13 protein-coding genes, 2 tRNA genes and 1 pseudogene are annotated in these 16,068 nt (G+C 63.5%); 5 read left to right on the top strand and 11 right to left on the bottom strand.

What is annotated here, in order from left to right; all coding sequences use genetic code 11:
• Window positions 1-40 precede the first annotated feature (40 nt).
• From UCD39_RS21055 to UCD39_RS21035, 5 genes are all read right to left on the bottom strand, one after another.
• Complete coding sequence (locus tag UCD39_RS21055; protein ID WP_330497735.1) at window positions 41-415, bottom strand: lipopolysaccharide assembly protein LapA domain-containing protein; 375 nt, start codon at window positions 413-415, stop codon at window positions 41-43.
• Between the two features lie 118 nt (window positions 416-533).
• On the bottom strand, window positions 534-815 hold the full coding sequence (gene ihfB / locus UCD39_RS21050; RefSeq protein ID WP_044564159.1) for an integration host factor subunit beta: 282 nt from the start codon (window positions 813-815) through the stop codon (window positions 534-536).
• A gap of 377 nt (window positions 816-1,192) precedes the next feature.
• Window positions 1,193-2,917, bottom strand: coding sequence for a 30S ribosomal protein S1 (gene rpsA, locus UCD39_RS21045; RefSeq protein ID WP_145734868.1), 1,725 nt, complete (start codon window positions 2,915-2,917; stop codon window positions 1,193-1,195).
• 147 nt (window positions 2,918-3,064) lie between these two features.
• On the bottom strand, window positions 3,065-3,760 hold the full coding sequence (gene cmk, locus UCD39_RS21040) for a (d)CMP kinase (RefSeq protein ID WP_330497734.1): 696 nt from the start codon (window positions 3,758-3,760) through the stop codon (window positions 3,065-3,067).
• A gap of 122 nt (window positions 3,761-3,882) precedes the next feature.
• Entirely contained in the window at window positions 3,883-5,214 is a 1,332-nt protein-coding gene (locus UCD39_RS21035; RefSeq protein WP_330497733.1) for a carboxyvinyltransferase, read from the bottom strand.
• Between the two features lie 219 nt (window positions 5,215-5,433).
• On the opposite strand from UCD39_RS21035, the gene UCD39_RS21030 reads away from it, so the two are divergent.
• The 3 genes from UCD39_RS21030 (at window position 5,434) to UCD39_RS21020 (ending at window position 6,459) form a co-directional block, all read left to right on the top strand.
• Window positions 5,434-5,898: a TIGR02300 family protein gene (locus UCD39_RS21030; RefSeq protein ID WP_330497732.1), complete on the top strand. Its 465-nt coding sequence runs from the start codon at window positions 5,434-5,436 to the stop codon at window positions 5,896-5,898.
• Window positions 5,899-6,045: 147 nt separating this feature from the next.
• Window positions 6,046-6,121: transfer RNA gene (locus UCD39_RS21025), tRNA-Ala, on the top strand.
• A gap of 262 nt (window positions 6,122-6,383) precedes the next feature.
• Window positions 6,384-6,459 (top strand) — tRNA-Ala (locus UCD39_RS21020).
• 56 nt (window positions 6,460-6,515) lie between these two features.
• Here UCD39_RS21020 and UCD39_RS21015 read toward each other — a convergent pair.
• From UCD39_RS21015 to UCD39_RS21010, 3 genes and pseudogenes are all read right to left on the bottom strand, one after another.
• Complete coding sequence (locus UCD39_RS21015) at window positions 6,516-7,628, bottom strand: tyrosine-type recombinase/integrase (RefSeq protein ID WP_330497731.1); 1,113 nt, start codon at window positions 7,626-7,628, stop codon at window positions 6,516-6,518.
• Between the two features lie 20 nt (window positions 7,629-7,648).
• Window positions 7,649-7,810, bottom strand: a pseudogene (locus UCD39_RS28585) (helix-turn-helix domain-containing protein); the annotation flags it as partial.
• Between the two features lie 267 nt (window positions 7,811-8,077).
• Complete coding sequence (locus UCD39_RS21010; protein WP_330497730.1) at window positions 8,078-8,449, bottom strand: plasmid mobilization protein; 372 nt, start codon at window positions 8,447-8,449, stop codon at window positions 8,078-8,080.
• A gap of 89 nt (window positions 8,450-8,538) precedes the next feature.
• Between UCD39_RS21010 and UCD39_RS21005 the strand changes: the two genes are divergently transcribed.
• Window positions 8,539-9,090, top strand: a complete 552-nt coding sequence (locus UCD39_RS21005) for a TraK family protein (protein WP_330497729.1) — start codon at window positions 8,539-8,541, stop codon at window positions 9,088-9,090.
• Between the two features lie 13 nt (window positions 9,091-9,103).
• Window positions 9,104-9,817, top strand: coding sequence for a P-loop NTPase family protein (locus tag UCD39_RS21000; protein ID WP_330497728.1), 714 nt, complete (start codon window positions 9,104-9,106; stop codon window positions 9,815-9,817).
• Between the two features lie 9 nt (window positions 9,818-9,826).
• Here the strand turns inward: UCD39_RS21000 and UCD39_RS20995 are convergent, their stop codons facing one another.
• The 3 genes from UCD39_RS20995 to UCD39_RS20985 all read right to left on the bottom strand — a co-directional run bounded on the left by UCD39_RS20995 (window position 9,827) and on the right by UCD39_RS20985 (window position 15,909).
• Window positions 9,827-10,396, bottom strand: a complete 570-nt coding sequence (locus tag UCD39_RS20995; protein WP_330497727.1) for a PIN domain-containing protein — start codon at window positions 10,394-10,396, stop codon at window positions 9,827-9,829.
• Window positions 10,393-10,857, bottom strand: a complete 465-nt coding sequence (locus tag UCD39_RS20990) for a helix-turn-helix domain-containing protein (protein ID WP_330497726.1) — start codon at window positions 10,855-10,857, stop codon at window positions 10,393-10,395. Before UCD39_RS20990 ends, UCD39_RS20995 begins: the two co-directional genes overlap by 4 nt.
• Window positions 10,858-10,983: 126 nt before the next feature.
• Entirely contained in the window at window positions 10,984-15,909 is a 4,926-nt protein-coding gene (locus tag UCD39_RS20985) for a DEAD/DEAH box helicase (protein WP_330497725.1), read from the bottom strand.
• Between the last annotated feature and the right edge of the window lie 159 nt (window positions 15,910-16,068).

Raw genomic sequence — 16,068 nt, 5'->3', positions numbered from 1 at the left:
CAAGGCCACGGATGTGGCCGCCCGGCATTTGAGGGCAAACTTAACGCAGCGACATCACCCGCACATCGGACGGCGGGGCCGCCGCCACCCCCGCGGCGCGGTCGGCGGCCGCGATGCGCTTTTCCAGGTCGGCGGCATGCAGGCGGGCGGCGTCCAGGTCGCGCTGCAGCTGGTCGCCCCGCGCCCGTTCCTTGCGCAGGGCACGGCGATGCTTGCCCGCCGACAGCCAGGACACCAGGCCACCAGCCAGGAAACCCACCAGCAGGGACACGAACACCACAGCGAAAGAGGGCGCCACGACGGCCCCGTCCAGCGGCCACAGCGCCAGCCTCACCACCTCTTCATTCATGATGGCGAAATCGATGGCGACCAGGGCCAGGGGGATGGACACGATCCAGGAAAGGTAGCGCAACACCTGCCGCTCCACTGACTTAAGGCCGCCCTGGGGCCGTCCCGGAATCAAGACGGCCGCCCGATGGCGGCGTACGAGGGCCCCGGCGATCGCCGGGGCCGGGCACCACAAATGGGACCGATCAATCCGTGTTCAACTGCTCCCGCAGTTGCTTGCCCGTCTTGAAGAAGGGAATGAACTTCTCCTCCACGTCCACCGCCTGGCCGGTGCGCGGGTTACGGCCCGTGCGGGCGTCGCGCCGCTTCACGGAAAAGGCGCCGAAACCGCGCAGTTCCACCCGGTCGCCCCGGGCCAGGGCCTCGGTGATCTCGTCGAAAATGGTGGTGACGATCTTTTCCACATCGCGCTGGTAGAGGTGCGGATTGAGTTCCGCCAGCCGCATGATGAGTTCCGACTTGGTCATCGGCAATTCCCCCTTGGGCAATCGGTCCCGATCCTTGGGGCCGCTATCTTTATCGTGTCGTTGATGCCTCCCGGCAGGATGACGGCCGGGATGTACATCCACCCTGGCCTGGCGGTCACGGTTTTCCATCACCGCCCATCCTGCCCCAACTGTGCCGGAGCGTATCGGTCCTGGCAAGGGTAAGGTCTTCATACTCTTGCATTATCGCTGCTCGATCGCCTCTGGCGCCCGGCGTAGGTGGCGTCGGCCATTTGGAATGGTGGGAGGGGGATGCGGCATCCAGGCCAAGAAAAAGGCCGCCCCCGGTTGCCCAGGGACGGCCCTTTCTTACTCAAGACCCGGTTGGGTCCCGAAACTCAGTCCTGACGGACCGACTCTCAGGCCTCGTCCTTGTCCTTCTGGGCGCGCTTCAGCGCGGCGCCCAGGATGTCGCCCAGCGAGGCGCCCGAGTCGGACGAACCGAACTCGGCCATCGCCTGCTTCTCTTCCTCGACTTCCTTCGCCTTGATCGACAGGCCGATCTTGCGGCTGGCGCGATCGATCTGCGTGACCTTGGCGTCGACCTTCTCGCCGACGGCGAAACGGTCCGGGCGCTGCTCGGAACGCTCACGCGACAGGTCGGACTTGCGGATGAAGCCGGTGAAGCCGTCGACGACCGACACCTCGATGCCGCCCTCGGTGATGGCGGTGACGGTGCAGGTGACGACGTCGTTCTTCTTCACGCCGGCGACGGTGGCTTCGAACGGATCGCTGGCCAGCTGCTTGATGCCCAGGCTGATGCGTTCCTTTTCCACGTCGACGTCCAGGACCTTCACGCGGACGTGATCGCCCTTCTTGTAGTCCTGGATGGCCTCTTCACCCGACTTGTTCCAGTCGAGGTCGGACATGTGGACCATGCCGTCGATGTCGCCCGGCAGACCAACGAACAGACCGAACTCGGTGATGTTCTTGACCTCGCCTTCCAGCTCGGTGCCGGCCGGGAACTTGTCGACGAACGTCTCCCACGGGTTGTCCAGGCACTGCTTGAGGCCCAGGGAGATGCGGCGCTTCTGCGGATCCACGTCCAGCACCATGACCTCGACCTCCTGAGAGGTGGAGACGATCTTGCCGGGGTGGACGTTCTTCTTGGTCCAGGACATCTCGGAGACGTGCACCAGACCCTCGATGCCGGGCTCCAGCTCCACGAAGGCGCCGTAGTCGGTGATGTTGGTGACGCGGCCCTTGAACTTGGCGCCGACCGGGTACTTGGCTTCCACGCCTTCCCACGGATCAGCCTCAAGCTGCTTCATGCCCAGGCTGATGCGCTGGGTTTCGGAGTTGAAGCGGACGACCTGGACCGTGACGGTCTGGCCGATCTGCAGGGCTTCCGACGGGTGGTTGATGCGGCGCCAGGCGATGTCGGTGACGTGCAGCAGGCCGTCGACGCCACCCAGATCCACGAACGCGCCGTAGTCGGTGATGTTCTTGACCACGCCCTGCAGAACCTGGCCTTCCTTCAGGTTGGCCACCAGCTCCGAACGGGCCTCGGCGCGGCTCTCTTCCAGAACGGCGCGACGCGACACGACGATGTTGCCGCGCGAGCGGTCCATCTTCAGGATCTGGAAGGGCTGCGGGGTGCCCATCAGCGGGGAGATGTCGCGCACCGGGCGGATGTCCACCTGGCTGCCCGGCAGGAAGGCCACGGCGCCCGACAGGTCGACCGTGAAACCGCCCTTGACGCGGCCGAAGATGATGCCGGTGACGCGCTGCTGTTCGGTGAACGCGCGCTCCAGCTGGGTCCAGGCCTCTTCGCGCTTGGCCTTCTCGCGCGACAGCATGGCTTCGCCGTGCTTGTCTTCCATGCGCTCGAGGTAAACCTCGACCGTGTCGCCAACCTTCAGCTCAACCGGCTGACCGGGGACGGCGAATTCCTTCAGCGCGACCCGGCCTTCGGACTTCAGGCCAACGTCGATGAGCACCATGTCGTTCTCGATGCTGAGAACGGTGCCCTTAACCACCGTGCCTTCGAGGCTCTCGCTCGTGCCGAGCGACTCTTCCAGAAGGGCGGCGAAACTTTCCTTCATCCCACGGTCTTGGGACTTGGCGGCGGAAACCTGGGCCATTTAAACTCCTTGAGTGGATCCAGCACAGGCCCGTTCCAACCCCCCGGCAGACGCCCGGCCGACAGGAGGTTAACTTGGCCCATGGCGTCGGACACCATGCCCGGCGACTTGGGTTGAGTTGGGGGCCGCGCGGCCTAACCGTCCGTTTTAAAGGAAGTCGGGAAACGCGGGTCTGGAGCGGATGAAGTCCATGGCGGCGATGAACGCCTGGTCGGCATCCATCATGGACGTATCAAGCAAAAACGCGTCGACAGCGGGCTTCAGCGGTGCCACCGCCCGTTGACTGTCACGCGCATCACGGACTTTCATGTCCTCCAGGACGGCATCGTATATAGCCTCCGCGCCAGTATTGCGCAACTCCGACAAACGGCGACGGGCGCGCACCTCAACGTCGGCGGTCACGAACAGCTTGGCCGGCGCCTGGGGACAAACCACCGTGCCCACGTCGCGGCCGTCCAGCACCGCCCCCCGGGACACTGTTCCGGGCGCGCCGCCGGGCGGGTGGTTGGCGAAATCCCGCTGGAAATCCAACAGGGCGGCCCGCACCTCGGGCACCACCGAGACCTTGGAGGCGGCGACCGCCACCGTGTCCTGGCGCAGCGCCGGATCGTTCATGAGCGGCAGAACGGTGGCGGCGTCCAGGCCGCGGGCGGCGGCGATGGCGGCCGCCCCGTCATCCGGCGCATGGCCGGCCCGCAGCAGCGACAACCCCACCGCGCGATAGAGCGCGCCCGTATCCAGGTGGGCGAAGCCGAGGGTGGCGGCCAGGCGGCGGGCCAGGGTGCCCTTGCCGCTGGCGGCCGGGCCGTCGATGGCGACGATGAAGGAGGGGGACGGAGTCATCAGCGGGGTCATCAGCGTGGTGAGGGGGGGCGGGGCCTGCTGGTCGGCATGGGCACCGGGGCATGGCGCGTGGCTAACACCGCCCGCCCACCCTGGCAAGTCGCCACATCCAGCCGGCGCCTTCATCCGTGCGTGACGGCGGCGCCCAACGTGTTCAGCAGGCGCGCGGCATCCGGGCCGATGTCCGCGCGCACGGCGATGGGGCGGGCCGCGGCGGCGCCTAGAGCCAGGAAGGCGGGCGCCAGATCGGCGCCCACGGTCACCGTGGTCCCGCCGGCGGGCGGCTGGCCGTCGCCGGTGATGGCCAGGACGTCGGCGCCCGCCGTCGCGGAGACGCCGCAGGTGGCCAGAACCGGGACCAGCGCCGTCGCCGCCCGGGCCATGCCAGGTGCCAAGCCGCTTAGCGTGGTGGTTCCCGGGGTGCGCGCGGCCGCCACCGCCGCCAACGCCAGCTCCCCCTGGGTGAGGGCCCCGGCCTCAACCTCACCGCCGGGCATCGCCCGCCCGGATGGGGCCAGCCGCAGGTCGGCCATGGGCTCCCCCTCGCCGGTGGTGGCGGGGCGCATCGTCAGGTCGGCGCCCATGGCGCGCAGCACCGGGAACAAGGCGCCGCGGTGCTCCCCGACGCCAACGCCCGTCAGGGTGATATCCGAGCCCGGCCGCAGCATCGCCGCCGCCAACGCCGCACCGGCCAAGGCGGCGTCCCCCGGCACGGCCACCACGGCGGGCCGCAGCTCCCGCTGGCCATCCACGCTGACGGCCCAGGCGCCATCCGGCTGGCGCCGGGTCACGAGGGCGGCGCCAAACTGGCGCAGCAGGCGTTCGGTATGATCGGCGGTGGGCGTCTCCTCCACCACCGTGGTGCGGCCGGCGATGTTGAGGGCCGCCAGCAGCAGGGCGGACTTGGCATCGCAGGCCACCGGCGCCAGCGGCCTGTGGTCCACCGGCACCGCACGGGCCGTGCCCCGCAGCAGCAGCGGCGGGCGGACGCCGCCCAGGCCGTCGCCGGCGGGGGTGAAAGCCGCCCCCATGCGGGCCAGCGGCGGCAGGGTCGCCTTCAGGAAGGCCGCCGCGCCGGGATGGCGGGTGGTGAGGAAGGTCTCCCCGGCTTGCGTCGCCAGCGCCCCGGACAACAGGGCGAAGGCCAGCCCGTCACCTTCCAGATCCAGCAGGCCTGCCGCCTGGCGCAGCCCCCCCACGCCCACGCCGCGCACATGCCAGGCGCCCTCCCCGCCTTCCTCGACCCGCGCGCCCAGGGTGCGCAACGCCTGGACCAGCGGCCCCAGCCCGGCCAGGGGCGCGCCAGCCACCCGGCTTTCCCCCACGGTGAGGGCCGCCAGGACCAGGGCGCGGACGGCCACGGCCGGATCGCCCGGTACCGCCGCAACCCCGTTCAGCGAGGCGGCCGGGGCGGATATCCAGGTGAAGGTGGGGGCGGATAGCGGGGCGGACATAGGGGCAAACATTGAGGGGATGGAGTCCCTGGGCTGGAAGGACGGCACACATTGAAGGATGGCCCCGCCCCAGCGGCGGCGCAAGGCGCCAGCGACCGCCGGCGGGGGCCGCGCGCGCCATCGCACGGGGCGAAAGCGCACCCTTGGGGGTGTGTTCGCGGATTCACGTTTGACAGGGGCCGGGCTTCATGGCAAACGCCCGCTCCTGTACCTTTTTATATGAGGCGTGGATATGGCCGGCCCGGGCCGTCGCCACGCGTGTTTTCATGGAGGATTGCCGTGGCGAAACCGGAATGGGGCACGAAGCGGATCTGCCCGAACTGCGGCACCCGCTATTACGACATGCGGAAGAACCCGCCGACCTGCCCCTCGTGCTCGACCGTGTTCGATCCGGAGGCGCTGCTGAAGTCCCGCCGGGCGCGCCCGATCCTGGCCGACGACACCAAGAAGCCCGTCCTGGATGACGAGGACACCGGTGTCGAGGTCGAGGACGAGGAGAAGGAAGAAGTCCTGGAGGAGGCCGAGGTCGATCTGGAGGTCGATGACCTGGAAGAGGCCGAGGTCGCCGACGATGTCCCCGGCGACGATGACGAGGACGTCCTGCTGGAGGACGCCGAGGAACTGGGCGACGAGGATGACGTGGGTGAGGTGGTCGACGTCGAAGGTGGCGACGAGGACCGCTAAAGTGTGAGGAAAATCAGGGTATTGGCCGCGCAGCAAAAAAAGTTCGAATTCCCGAATTTTTCCCTTGATCCGGCCGACGCATCTGAGCATATTCCCGCCCACACCACGCCAGACCCCAGGCGGCGCGGTACGAGTTAAAAATGGTTTGGGGCTATAGCTCAGCTGGGAGAGCGCTACAATGGCATTGTAGAGGTCAGCGGTTCGATCCCGCTTAGCTCCACCAAAATTCAAAAGGCCGGCTGACAACTCAGCCGGCCTTTTGTTTTTCCTGGGTCATCGACTGGGGACCGTCGGCGTTTTTCTTGGATGTCATGGCTTTTGCGGGCGGCCTGGGTGCGGAAGCCGCTGTCACATGATTGAAAGACATGCCAGGGTCGCGGGCGAAATTGAACGCTTGATCTCCGCCCCGCATCTGCGCATATTCCCGGCCTCACCGCCGCCCTCCCCCTCGGGGAGCCCAGATGGCGGGACCGACTTAAAAGTTCGGGGCTATAGCTCAGCTGGGAGAGCGCTACAATGGCATTGTAGAGGTCAGCGGTTCGATCCCGCTTAGCTCCACCAACTTCCTCAAGGGGTTGCGCGCAAACGCAGCCCCTTTTGGCTGACCCGGTAGCACGCTAGTCGCACGCACCGTGGTTGATGACAGGACCAGGCGAAGGAAGTTCCACTCGCATCGCCAGGTCCACGAAGTACGCCTCGGTAGCCCGGAGTGCGCCCGCCAGCGCCTCCGGGTTTCCTTTTGCGTAACGCTCCGTCGTTCTATACCCGCTGCTATGCCCGAGCCAACCGGCAACCTCCCAAACGGGAACGCCCCGGATGCGCAGTTCCGTGGCCATGGTGTGCCGCAGGGTGTAGGGCGACACCTCCGCCCCCAGCCCCGCCCGATCACGCGCGCGGTTAAAAGCCCGCCCGATGTCCCGGACGTGTCGTCCGCCATAGCTGATCACCGGCCCCGCCGGCAGGCCCAGCAGCCGCGCGGCCAGGGTGTCGCACAGCGGCAGGGTGGGATTGCGCTTCTTCGTCTGCCGCGCCCCTGGCGGGTGCAGCCGGACCAAGCGGCGGTGAAGGTCCACCTGGTCGCCCGTGAGGCGCAGCAGGGCGTTGGGACGCGCCGCGGTGCCCACGGCCAGCATCAGGAACATGCCCAGGTGGTCATGCTCCACCTGGGCGAACAACGCGGCCATCTCGTCCACCGCCAGCACCCGCTCACGCGGCGCCCCTTCCGGCGCCAACGACAGGTCGATTCGCGGCGCCCAGGCGATTTCCCCATGCTGTGCCGCCCGGTTAAGGGCGCGCGCGCCATTGGCCAGCACGCGGCGTATGTAGCCGCTGCTCAGCCCCTTTTCCCGGAGCGCCTGGACGAAGGCCCGGACCCGCTGGTGGGTGATCTCGGAGATCGTGGCGCCAGGAAAGAAGTCCGACCATTTCTTAAGGGCGATTCGCGTCTGGTCGGCGCTGCGCAGGTCCCGCCCCTCCTGCTCCCAATACCGGACCAGGCAATCCTCCAGCAGGACCTCCGCCGCCGGCTCCTGCCGCATGACGCGGTTGACCGTCACCCATTGCGCGAGGGCGAGCTGGGCTTGCTGAAGATCATCTGTGCCGAGCGATGCGCGGCGCGTCTGGTGGGTGCCGGAATCGTACCAGGTGCGGCACCAGGCGTCGCTGTTGGGGCGTTGGGAGAGCCAGTAGTCGCCGATCTGCCCGAGGTGACCGGCACGCTTTCGGGGCATGGGGTAAAGCTCCTGCGAGAAATGTAGTCCACCAAATGCTGATGCGTGTACCGGAACCGCCCACCGATCTCGATATAGCCGATCTGCTTGGCCTTCCTCCGTCGGCGCAGCGTCCACACCGAAACCCTAAGAGCATCGGCTGCTTGCTTTTCAGTCAGCAGTTTAGGAAGCGCATCGTCCATAGCTCCACCCACGATATTAAATAATTTTCGTCTTCTCATCGGGTGATGAGCCTGCCTCCTTACGAAATGTAAAGAAACATGACGCACCATTCCGCTGACCTACGCACCAAGCTGCACATATATTCACAAAATATCAATGCGAATCTTAATCACATATTACAGAAATAGGATTTCATGGTTTAGCTAAACTATCGTGACCTTGTTTAGCTAAACCCCCATCCGCTTTCATCTAAGCCGAATTCAATTTTAGCCGCTAAAGATCTAAACTCACACGCGGCTGAGGATGGCGCGCGCGGCTTGCTCCATCAACTTTTGGACTTTCAGGATCTCCATAAGCAACGCCCGCAATTCCCGCCTCTGGTGGAAATCCACGCCCTCGCCCCTCGCCATGAGCTGCTTCAGCAGCCCGCCCAGCCGGCCATTGTCCGCCGCGTGCTTCGACAGGATCAGGACCTGATCAAGATCGACCACGCTGCGGATCTGTGCCCCGAGGGCGGCCCGCAACATGAACTCGGCGATGGGCAGTCCAGTGACCGCCGCACACTCCTGAAGCTGCCGCCGTTCATCGGGTAGGGGGCGCACGGTTATCTGTGGCTGCCGCCGGCGGGCCAGCTTCTGCGTTCCTTCCATGTTCCCCATGTCCTATCTCCCCCTGTCCACCGGCGGAGCCGGCATGCCTCGCAGAGCAGGACCCATTGAACCGAAGGTGAATACGGGTGGGATGGGCCGTGCCGGCACATCCCCCATCCTGCCCTGCAAGCAATCACGCCTCAAAGATCCAAAATCTTCGCTTTATTTCGCAAGATCACAATCATTCTGGCACGGTCATCGAATGCTCTTATTTGCTCAAATTCGCTCATTTTTATTCCAAATACTGGTCTATATATTCAACGTACAGCGCCTTGGCTAAGGAGTTTTCCGGCGTGAATCAGGATTTTTTAACGGTTCGACAGACGAAGACGGCGGGACGGGTCGCGTTCCTTGCCCAACGCGACGCCATCCTCGCGGAGTTGGCGAAAGGGTGGTCGATGTCGGAGGTGTACCGGCAACTGTCGCCGCATTTGCCGATTGGGCTGCGCCAGTTCCAGATCTATGTGAAGCGCTACCTGGTCGATCAGGCGTTGCCACGCCTGGTCGCGCCCGCGTCGGCCGCGCCACCGGCCACGCCCAAAGCGCCCCACAACGCCACCGCCACGGCGGCACCAGCCCTAGCCGAGGCATCACCGCCTGCCGCCGTTGCGCGCCCAGGCATGGGCCTCAACCGCCGTGATCTGTACTGAGGGGGCGGCCGCCATGGGCGACGTGCATCTGATCGTTCAACGGAAAGCCGGCACGGGAAAGACGACCATCGCCACCTTTCTTGCCGACTACTTGATACAGCGCCAACGGCCCGGTGGAAGCCTGCTGGTTCTGGACACCGACACGGCCCACGCTTCGCTGTCCAGGTTCCCCGGCCTGCAGGCCAGACTGGTTGCCCCGGCGGAGCTGACGGACGTGCTGGTGCCCCACCGTGGCGACGCGGTGATTGACGGTGGCCCGGAGGCCCATGCGGCGATCATGGATCATCTGCGCGATGATCAAACCCTGCCCCGCTTGGCCCAAGCCGGCCACGCGCTGACGGTCCATTGCGTGGTGGTGGGTGGGGGTGCGCAAGACGACAGCCTGGCGAACCTGCTGGATTCGATTCGCACCCTTCCGCCCTCGATTCGCCTTATCGTGTGGCTGAACGACTATTTCGGCGAGATCGTCAGCCCTACCGGGCAGCCCTTCGACAAGATGCGGGTTTACGCGGAACACCATCACCGCCTGTTCGGGCTCGTCACCCTCCGCGCCCGACACAACACCATGTTCGGCCGCGCCCTTCAGGACATGCTGAAAGAAGGGATGACCTTCACCGAGGCGGTCCCCAGCCCCGAGTTTTTCATCATGGAGCGTCAGCGACTGGTGATGATGCAGCGGGAAATCGCCGGTCTACTTGACCTGGTGCTGTTACCCAACGACCTGTAGGGCACGCGCCTACAGCAAGGCGGCGTACTGCCGTAGCTCACCTGCGGTGGCCACCAGCCCTTGGCGGGTCAAGGTGGCCAGATAGTCCTCAACGCTGTAGGGCGGGTTCTTGAGGCGGGCGCGGACCTTGGCGACGGCTGTGCAGAAGGCGGCGGGGTCCAAGCTCATCTGGTTGAGAAGGAAGTCATCGGGGTGCAGGGCCTCTATGCCGTAGGGGGCCAGGGCCGGCTCGGGGAAGTCCGCCAGGTTCTGCGTCACGATGGCGTCACAGCGCCCCTTGATGGCAGCGGCCAGCACATGCCGGTCATCGGGGTCGGGAAGGGTCAGCGACGCGATCAGGCCCTGATAGTCGGTCACCAGGCCATCCCGCGTATGCCGGTCCATCTGGTCGCGCGTGTGCTCCAGCTTGGCGCGGTCGCGGTGGGGTTGGGTGCGCATCAGCGCCTCGATCCATTCGCGGTGGATATCGGCGCTCCATTTGGCATGGAAGACGTCCATGACCGCGAGCTGCATCAACAGGTCCCGCATGGGCGCGGGATACAGGACATTGGCGTCAAGAAGCGCCGTGTACACCGTCACGGCGCACCATAGCCCATGTCGTTCTCTTGGGCGTCCGCGACCAACTGATCCAGCACCCGCTCCCGCTCCGCATCAATGCGGGCCTTATAGGCCATGACGTCTTCCATGCGGATGCGGCGATGCTTCCCCACCATGCGATAGGGGATGGCCTTGCCCTCCAGCAAGCCGATGAGGAAGGGGCGGGAGACGTTGAGGATGTCGGCTGCCTGCACCGTGGTCAGTTCGGCATTCTCCGGGATGATGGTCACGCCGCGCCCGGCCGCCATCGCCTCCAGGATGTCCATCAGCATCCGCACGGCGCCGGCGGGCAATTCGATCGGCTGTTCCTGCTCAGCATCCTTCACCCGCAGCGTCAGGGGCCGGCCCTTGGCAACGAAGCGCGACAGGCTCTGGCCCGAGCGGCGGGCAAGCACCGCCTCTTGTTCGGTCGGCGGTGGTTGGCGGTGGGCAAGCGCGGTCATGATCATCCCCTTCTTCTCGTTGGTTCGATATCACAACGCCACTAAATGCAATAAGTGAATTATATGCATTTAGTGTTTGCCGCGCCTGAAACAAGGTCCATCCACCAGCCGGCACCGCGCGCCCGCTTAAGCCTCCGCGCCCGTGTCGAATACCGGCGGCAGGCTGTTGACGATCTTCATCGTTTCTAGGCTGACGGTGATCACCCGCAGGAACAGATCCAAGGGGTAGCGGGGATCGCCCACGGTTTCCGTGGCCCAATCGTTGGCGTCGTTGACGATGCCGCTGTCCTTGTCGACCTTCACGCACTGGCGCTCCACCACCCAATCCAGCGCGGGCTTGCCGTTCACCACGTACTCATAGGCCGCCAACGGAATGCCCGTGACAGTGATGTGGTCGTTGTAATGCAGGACGGTCTTGTCCTTCCCGCCCTTGCCGCCATAGCGCATCTTCTCGACGCGATAGCTCACGCCCTCAGTCGCCCCGGTGATGGTGGCTGGATAGGGCGGTACCGTTTCGTAGTTCACGTGCAGGTCGCCCAAAGCCCGGCCGGCCCGCGAGAACGTCCAGAAATCGGCGGCAGTCTTCACGCAGGGGATGCGCGGCAATTCCTTGGTTAGATTGTCGGCGTAGCGCGCCCGGTAGTCCCGCGCGTGCAGCAGGCCATAGACGTAATAAAAAATGTCTTCTTTGGTGATGGCTTCATCAGGATACGCAACTTTGAAATGGGCTAGACCTTGGTCGGTGATCGCATCCCGGCGATTTTTGCTGCCAGAGTGACCAAGGTTGGCCAGCATATCACCTTGAGTGTTTTCTTTTACTTCTTCCAATTCGTTATCATAAAGATAGCGTGGAAAGCATTGGTATCCTCCCATACCAGGGGCCAGATTCAGATCTGAAATGGCATCAACCATAAGGGCCGAAAACCCCTTATCCCCGCCCAATCCTGGAACGCAGATGGTTCGATTAATTGCAGTGGATTTGGGGAAAATTCGCGGCATTTGATATATCATATCATTAAATTGGCGGCTAAAATAAACCCATTGCTTATAGAATGGTCTATACAAGCTGAGCGTCAGACAATTCTGATCGTAGGCGAATTGCCTATTTGCCACCAAAGCCTGCTTCAGAGATTTAGTCCAGCTAATTTCCTTTGAGTTTGTGTTTATAAAAGAGTCCACAATCAAATCACGGCCACTCTTATCAAGATCAGGATTTTCATTGTTGAATCTAACAACGTCATCAACATAATGTTTAATCATACTATTTATATTATTTGAAAGCTTCCCCTTAGAGGAATTGTAACACCAAGCATCTCTTCCTGTGGCAAGACCTCTTGAGTAATTTTCGAATATTTTTGAATCTATTTCCTTATCTTTGCTTCCAATAGCAATAAAACTCTCAAAGGTATTATCCCGCTGACTCAACCAATCGCCGTGCAAATCAGGCGTTATAGTACGCCATGCATTTTGAGCCAAAAGGCCAGCAATGTCGCGGAATGTTGTGATCTTCTCTAGTTTCTGTTCCCGGCTGAGATAGTCGCCGATATCATGAAAATAGATATTGCCCCGCTGCGTTGCATGAGGGTTTTTCACCAGCAAGGAAATGGCGATGGGCGCACGGCTACCACTACCAAAAATCTTTCCGCCCTCCTTGCGTGACAATTCACCAGACGTGCGCTGATTGCCCCTTAGATGAAAGATGTAGAGACTGGAAAACTCATCCGCCAAACATCGGCGCAAACCATCGGCGGTGTTTGATTCCAGAAAGCCGGCATTGGTGACGAAGCCAATCACCCCACAGTCGCCCACCCGGTCGGACGCCCAACGGATGGCCCGGATATAGCTGTCGTAAAGGGCATTCTTATTGGTGGCGGTAGAGCGCCTGGCATAAGTGGTGCGGATCCGCTCGTCCAAGCCGGGGTAACTGACATTGTCGTTGTTGTCGTTCTCGCTCTTCTGTCCCACCGAATAAGGCGGGTTGCCGATGATGACGCGGATGTCCAGGTTCTTTTGCCGGGTGCGGCGGGCGCTGTTGTCCACCAGCAGGGCGCTGACCAGATCGTCCTTTTCGTAAAGCTGGAAGGTGTCCGTCAGGCAAATGCCCTCGAACGGCTGATAGTCCCCGCCAACGATGCCGTGATAGACGGCCTCGATATTGATGGCGGCGATGTAGTAGGCTAGCAAAACCAATTCATTGGCGTGGATCTCGTGGCGGTACTTGTGGGGCAGTTGTTCCGGCGTGATCAGGCCGCTTTGCATCAACCGGGTGATGAAGGTGCCGGTGCCGGTGAAGGGGTCCAGGATATGCACGCCCGGACTGCCCAGCGTCTGGCCGAACTCCTGCCGCAGGATGTGATCCACGCTGTGCAGGATGAAGTCCACCACCTCCACCGGGGTGTAAACGATGCCCAGACGCTCCGTCATGTCAGGGAAGGCGTTGCGGAAAAACTTGTCGTATAGCTCGACGACGATCTTTTGCTTGCCGGCGGCGTTGTCTATGCCCTCGGCCCGCAGTTTCACGCTGTCATAGAAGCGTTGTAGCGTGTCGGCTTCCTTGGCCAGGTGGTGTTCCTGAAGCACGTCCAGGACGCCCTGCATGGCCAGCGACATGGGGTTATGCTGGGTGAAGCTGTAGCCCTCGAACAGGGCGTCGAACACCGGCTTGGTGATCAGGTGCTGGGCCAGCATCTCGACGATTTCGCCGTCCTTGATGCTATCGTTCAGGTCGTCCCGCAATTCCTCGGCGAAGGTGGCAAAGGCCGCGCGCTCACGGGTGTTGTCGGGGTTTTCCAGGATGGCCTTGATGCGGTCGATATGGGTGCGGGCGATCTTGGCGATATCGCCTGCCCAGTCTTCCCAGTGGTGGCGGTTGCCAACCTTCTGCACCAGCTTGGCATAGATGGCCTTCTCAATCTCCCCGATCTCGAACTGCAATTCACCCTGGTCCGGGCCATCGGGCACGCGCGCCGCCTCACCGATGGTGAAGTCGCCCTTGCCGGTGTCCTTGTTCCTCGGCCCCGTGGATTTGGCCCCGGCCTGCCGCTTCTGGACCTTATCGGTTATGGCGATGACTTCCATCTTGCTGGGGTCCTGGCCAATCAAATCCAGCTTGTTGACCATGGCGTCGAATCGGTCGTCATGCGACCGCAGGGCCTGCAGCACCTGCCACACCACCGCGTACGTCTTGTTGTCGTTCAGGGCCTCATGCGGCTCGACCCCGGCGGGGATCACCACCGGCAGGATGACATAGCCGCGCTTCTTGCCGGGGGCCTTGCGCATCACCCGGCCCACGGACTGCACCACGTCCACCTGGGAATTGCGCGGAGTCAGGAACAGCACGGCGTCCAAGGCCGGCACGTCCACCCCTTCGGATAGGCAGCGCACATTGCTCAGGATACGGCAGGTGGCGGGCGGGGGCTCGGCCTTCAGCCAGTCGAGCTTTTCCTCCTTCTCGCTGGCGCTCATGCCGCCGTCCACATGCGCCGCCTCACAGGCCAGGCGGGACGCGGCGTCGATCTGTTCCTCCGCCTGGTAGGCTTCCACCACGCTCTGGAACATGCGGGCGATGTTCTTGGAACTGACCTTGTGCGTCTTGGCGTTCTTTTGAACCTCGATCACCTGGCAAAAGGCCACGGCGCGGCGCATGGCGTCGCTGTCGCCCACCAGGCCATCGGTCAAGCCTTGCTTGGACAACGCCTTCCAACAGCCGACGATCTTGGCGGCGTCGTCCACCTTGAGCTGGTTGTTGCCATCACTCAGCAGGGCTTGCAGGCGCCGGCTGACGTGGGCTTCCTCCACCGCCAGCACGATCACCTTGTAGTCCACCAGCAGTTCCCGCTTCACCGCCTCGGAAAAAGTGATGACGAACAGTTCCCGGCCGTACAGCGCCTCGTCATCCATGGAACAGAGGGCGACGTTCTCGACTTCCGCCCGCGCCTTGGCGTTGTCGCCATAGATGCGGGGGGTGGCGGTCATGTACAGGCGCTTGGTCGCGCGGATAAAGGCGGCGTCGTGGATTTTGACGAACGCGCTTTCGTCGTCATCGCCAAAGGTCGCCCCGGTGGTCCGGTGCGCCTCGTCGCAGATCACCAGGTCGAAGTCCGCCAGGCCGTAGGCGTGCTGCGCTTTGCCGATCACCTCCAGCGAATGGTAGGTGGAAAAGACGACGCTCATGTGGTGGGCGTCGTGGCGCTTGCCCATCTCCAGCGCCAGGCGGTCGGCCTGCGTGGTGGCCGGGTACCGCAGTTCATGGGTGAAGGTCTGCACCACGTCGTCGTTCTTGTGGCGCTTATTCCCCACGTCGCTGTCGGAACAGACGGCGAAGCTGTGCAGCGGGGTCTCACTTTCCTGGGTCCATTCCGTCAGCGTCTGAGACAGCAGCGACAGGCTAGGCACCAGGAACAGAACCCGCTTGCCGCGTCCAGCCAGACGTTCGGCGATTTTCAGGCTGGTGAAGGTCTTGCCGGTGCCGCAGGCCATGATCAGCTTGCCGCGATCCGCGACCGCCAGGCCCCGTTGCACCGCCGCCAGGGCACGTTCCTGATGCTCCCGCAGCCGCTTCTTTTCCCGGAGAACGGGCGCCTTGTGCGGCTCATACCGTGACCAGTCGATCTGGCTGTTTTCCAGGTCGTGCAGGTCGATCTTGGTGACCGGGGGCCGCTGGTCCTGAAGGGCGTCGTTGGCGTGCTCGCTCCAGTTTGTGGTGGTGGTGACGATCACGCGGTGGGTGAAGGGGCGCTTTCCCGACGCTGTGAAAAAGCTGTCGATGTCGGCCTTCGTGACCCGGTAGTCATCCGCGTAGAACTTGCACTGGATGGCATGAAGCTCGCCCGTGCCCTGCGTGCGCGCCACCAGGTCGATGCCGGTGTCCCGCTTATCCAGCCCCTGTTCCCTGGCCCAGTCGGCGTAGGTCCAGACCTGGTCATACAGGTCGCGGTAGCTGGCCTCGTTGGTCAGATACGCCCGGATCAGTTCCTCGAAATACGTGCCCTTCTCGCGCTCGGTCATGGCGGCGTGACGGAACTGGTCCAGGATGTTCTTCAACGGGCTCATGGGCGTCGATCTCGGCAAATGATCCAGGCAGGGCGCAAAGCGGCACGGGCGGGCACCGCGAAAGCGTCCTAACATGCGGACATTGAATCAGCATTTCCAGATTCCCGTGAGCCGCTAAATTTCACCTCCAACCCCTTACCGCAAGGGGCCGAATCGCGG

The sequence above is a fragment of the Nitrospirillum karajorum genome (assembly GCF_036348415.1).
GTDB classification, from domain to species: domain Bacteria; phylum Pseudomonadota; class Alphaproteobacteria; order Azospirillales; family Azospirillaceae; genus Nitrospirillum; species Nitrospirillum amazonense_B.
Note: the sequence above shows the minus strand (reverse complement) of the source record. Positions and strands in the feature narration are given on the sequence as shown.

Excerpts from the sequence above, each read along its gene's own strand:
- ihfB (WP_044564159.1), bottom strand. The coding sequence starts at position 815 with ATGACCAAGTCGGAACTCATCATGCGGCTGGCGGAACTCAATCCGCAC.
- rpsA (WP_145734868.1), bottom strand. The coding sequence starts at position 2,917 with ATGGCCCAGGTTTCCGCCGCCAAGTCCCAAGACCGTGGGATGAAGGAA.
- cmk (WP_330497734.1), bottom strand. The coding sequence starts at position 3,760 with ATGACTCCGTCCCCCTCCTTCATCGTCGCCATCGACGGCCCGGCCGCC.
- UCD39_RS21035 (WP_330497733.1), bottom strand. The coding sequence starts at position 5,214 with ATGTCCGCCCCGCTATCCGCCCCCACCTTCACCTGGATATCCGCCCCG.
- UCD39_RS21030 (WP_330497732.1), top strand. The coding sequence starts at position 5,434 with ATGAGGCGTGGATATGGCCGGCCCGGGCCGTCGCCACGCGTGTTTTCA.
- UCD39_RS21015 (WP_330497731.1), bottom strand. The coding sequence starts at position 7,628 with ATGCCCCGAAAGCGTGCCGGTCACCTCGGGCAGATCGGCGACTACTGG.
- UCD39_RS21010 (WP_330497730.1), bottom strand. The coding sequence starts at position 8,449 with ATGGGGAACATGGAAGGAACGCAGAAGCTGGCCCGCCGGCGGCAGCCA.
- UCD39_RS21000 (WP_330497728.1), top strand. The coding sequence starts at position 9,104 with ATGGGCGACGTGCATCTGATCGTTCAACGGAAAGCCGGCACGGGAAAG.
- UCD39_RS20990 (WP_330497726.1), bottom strand. The coding sequence starts at position 10,857 with ATGACCGCGCTTGCCCACCGCCAACCACCGCCGACCGAACAAGAGGCG.
- UCD39_RS20985 (WP_330497725.1), bottom strand. The coding sequence starts at position 15,909 with ATGAGCCCGTTGAAGAACATCCTGGACCAGTTCCGTCACGCCGCCATG.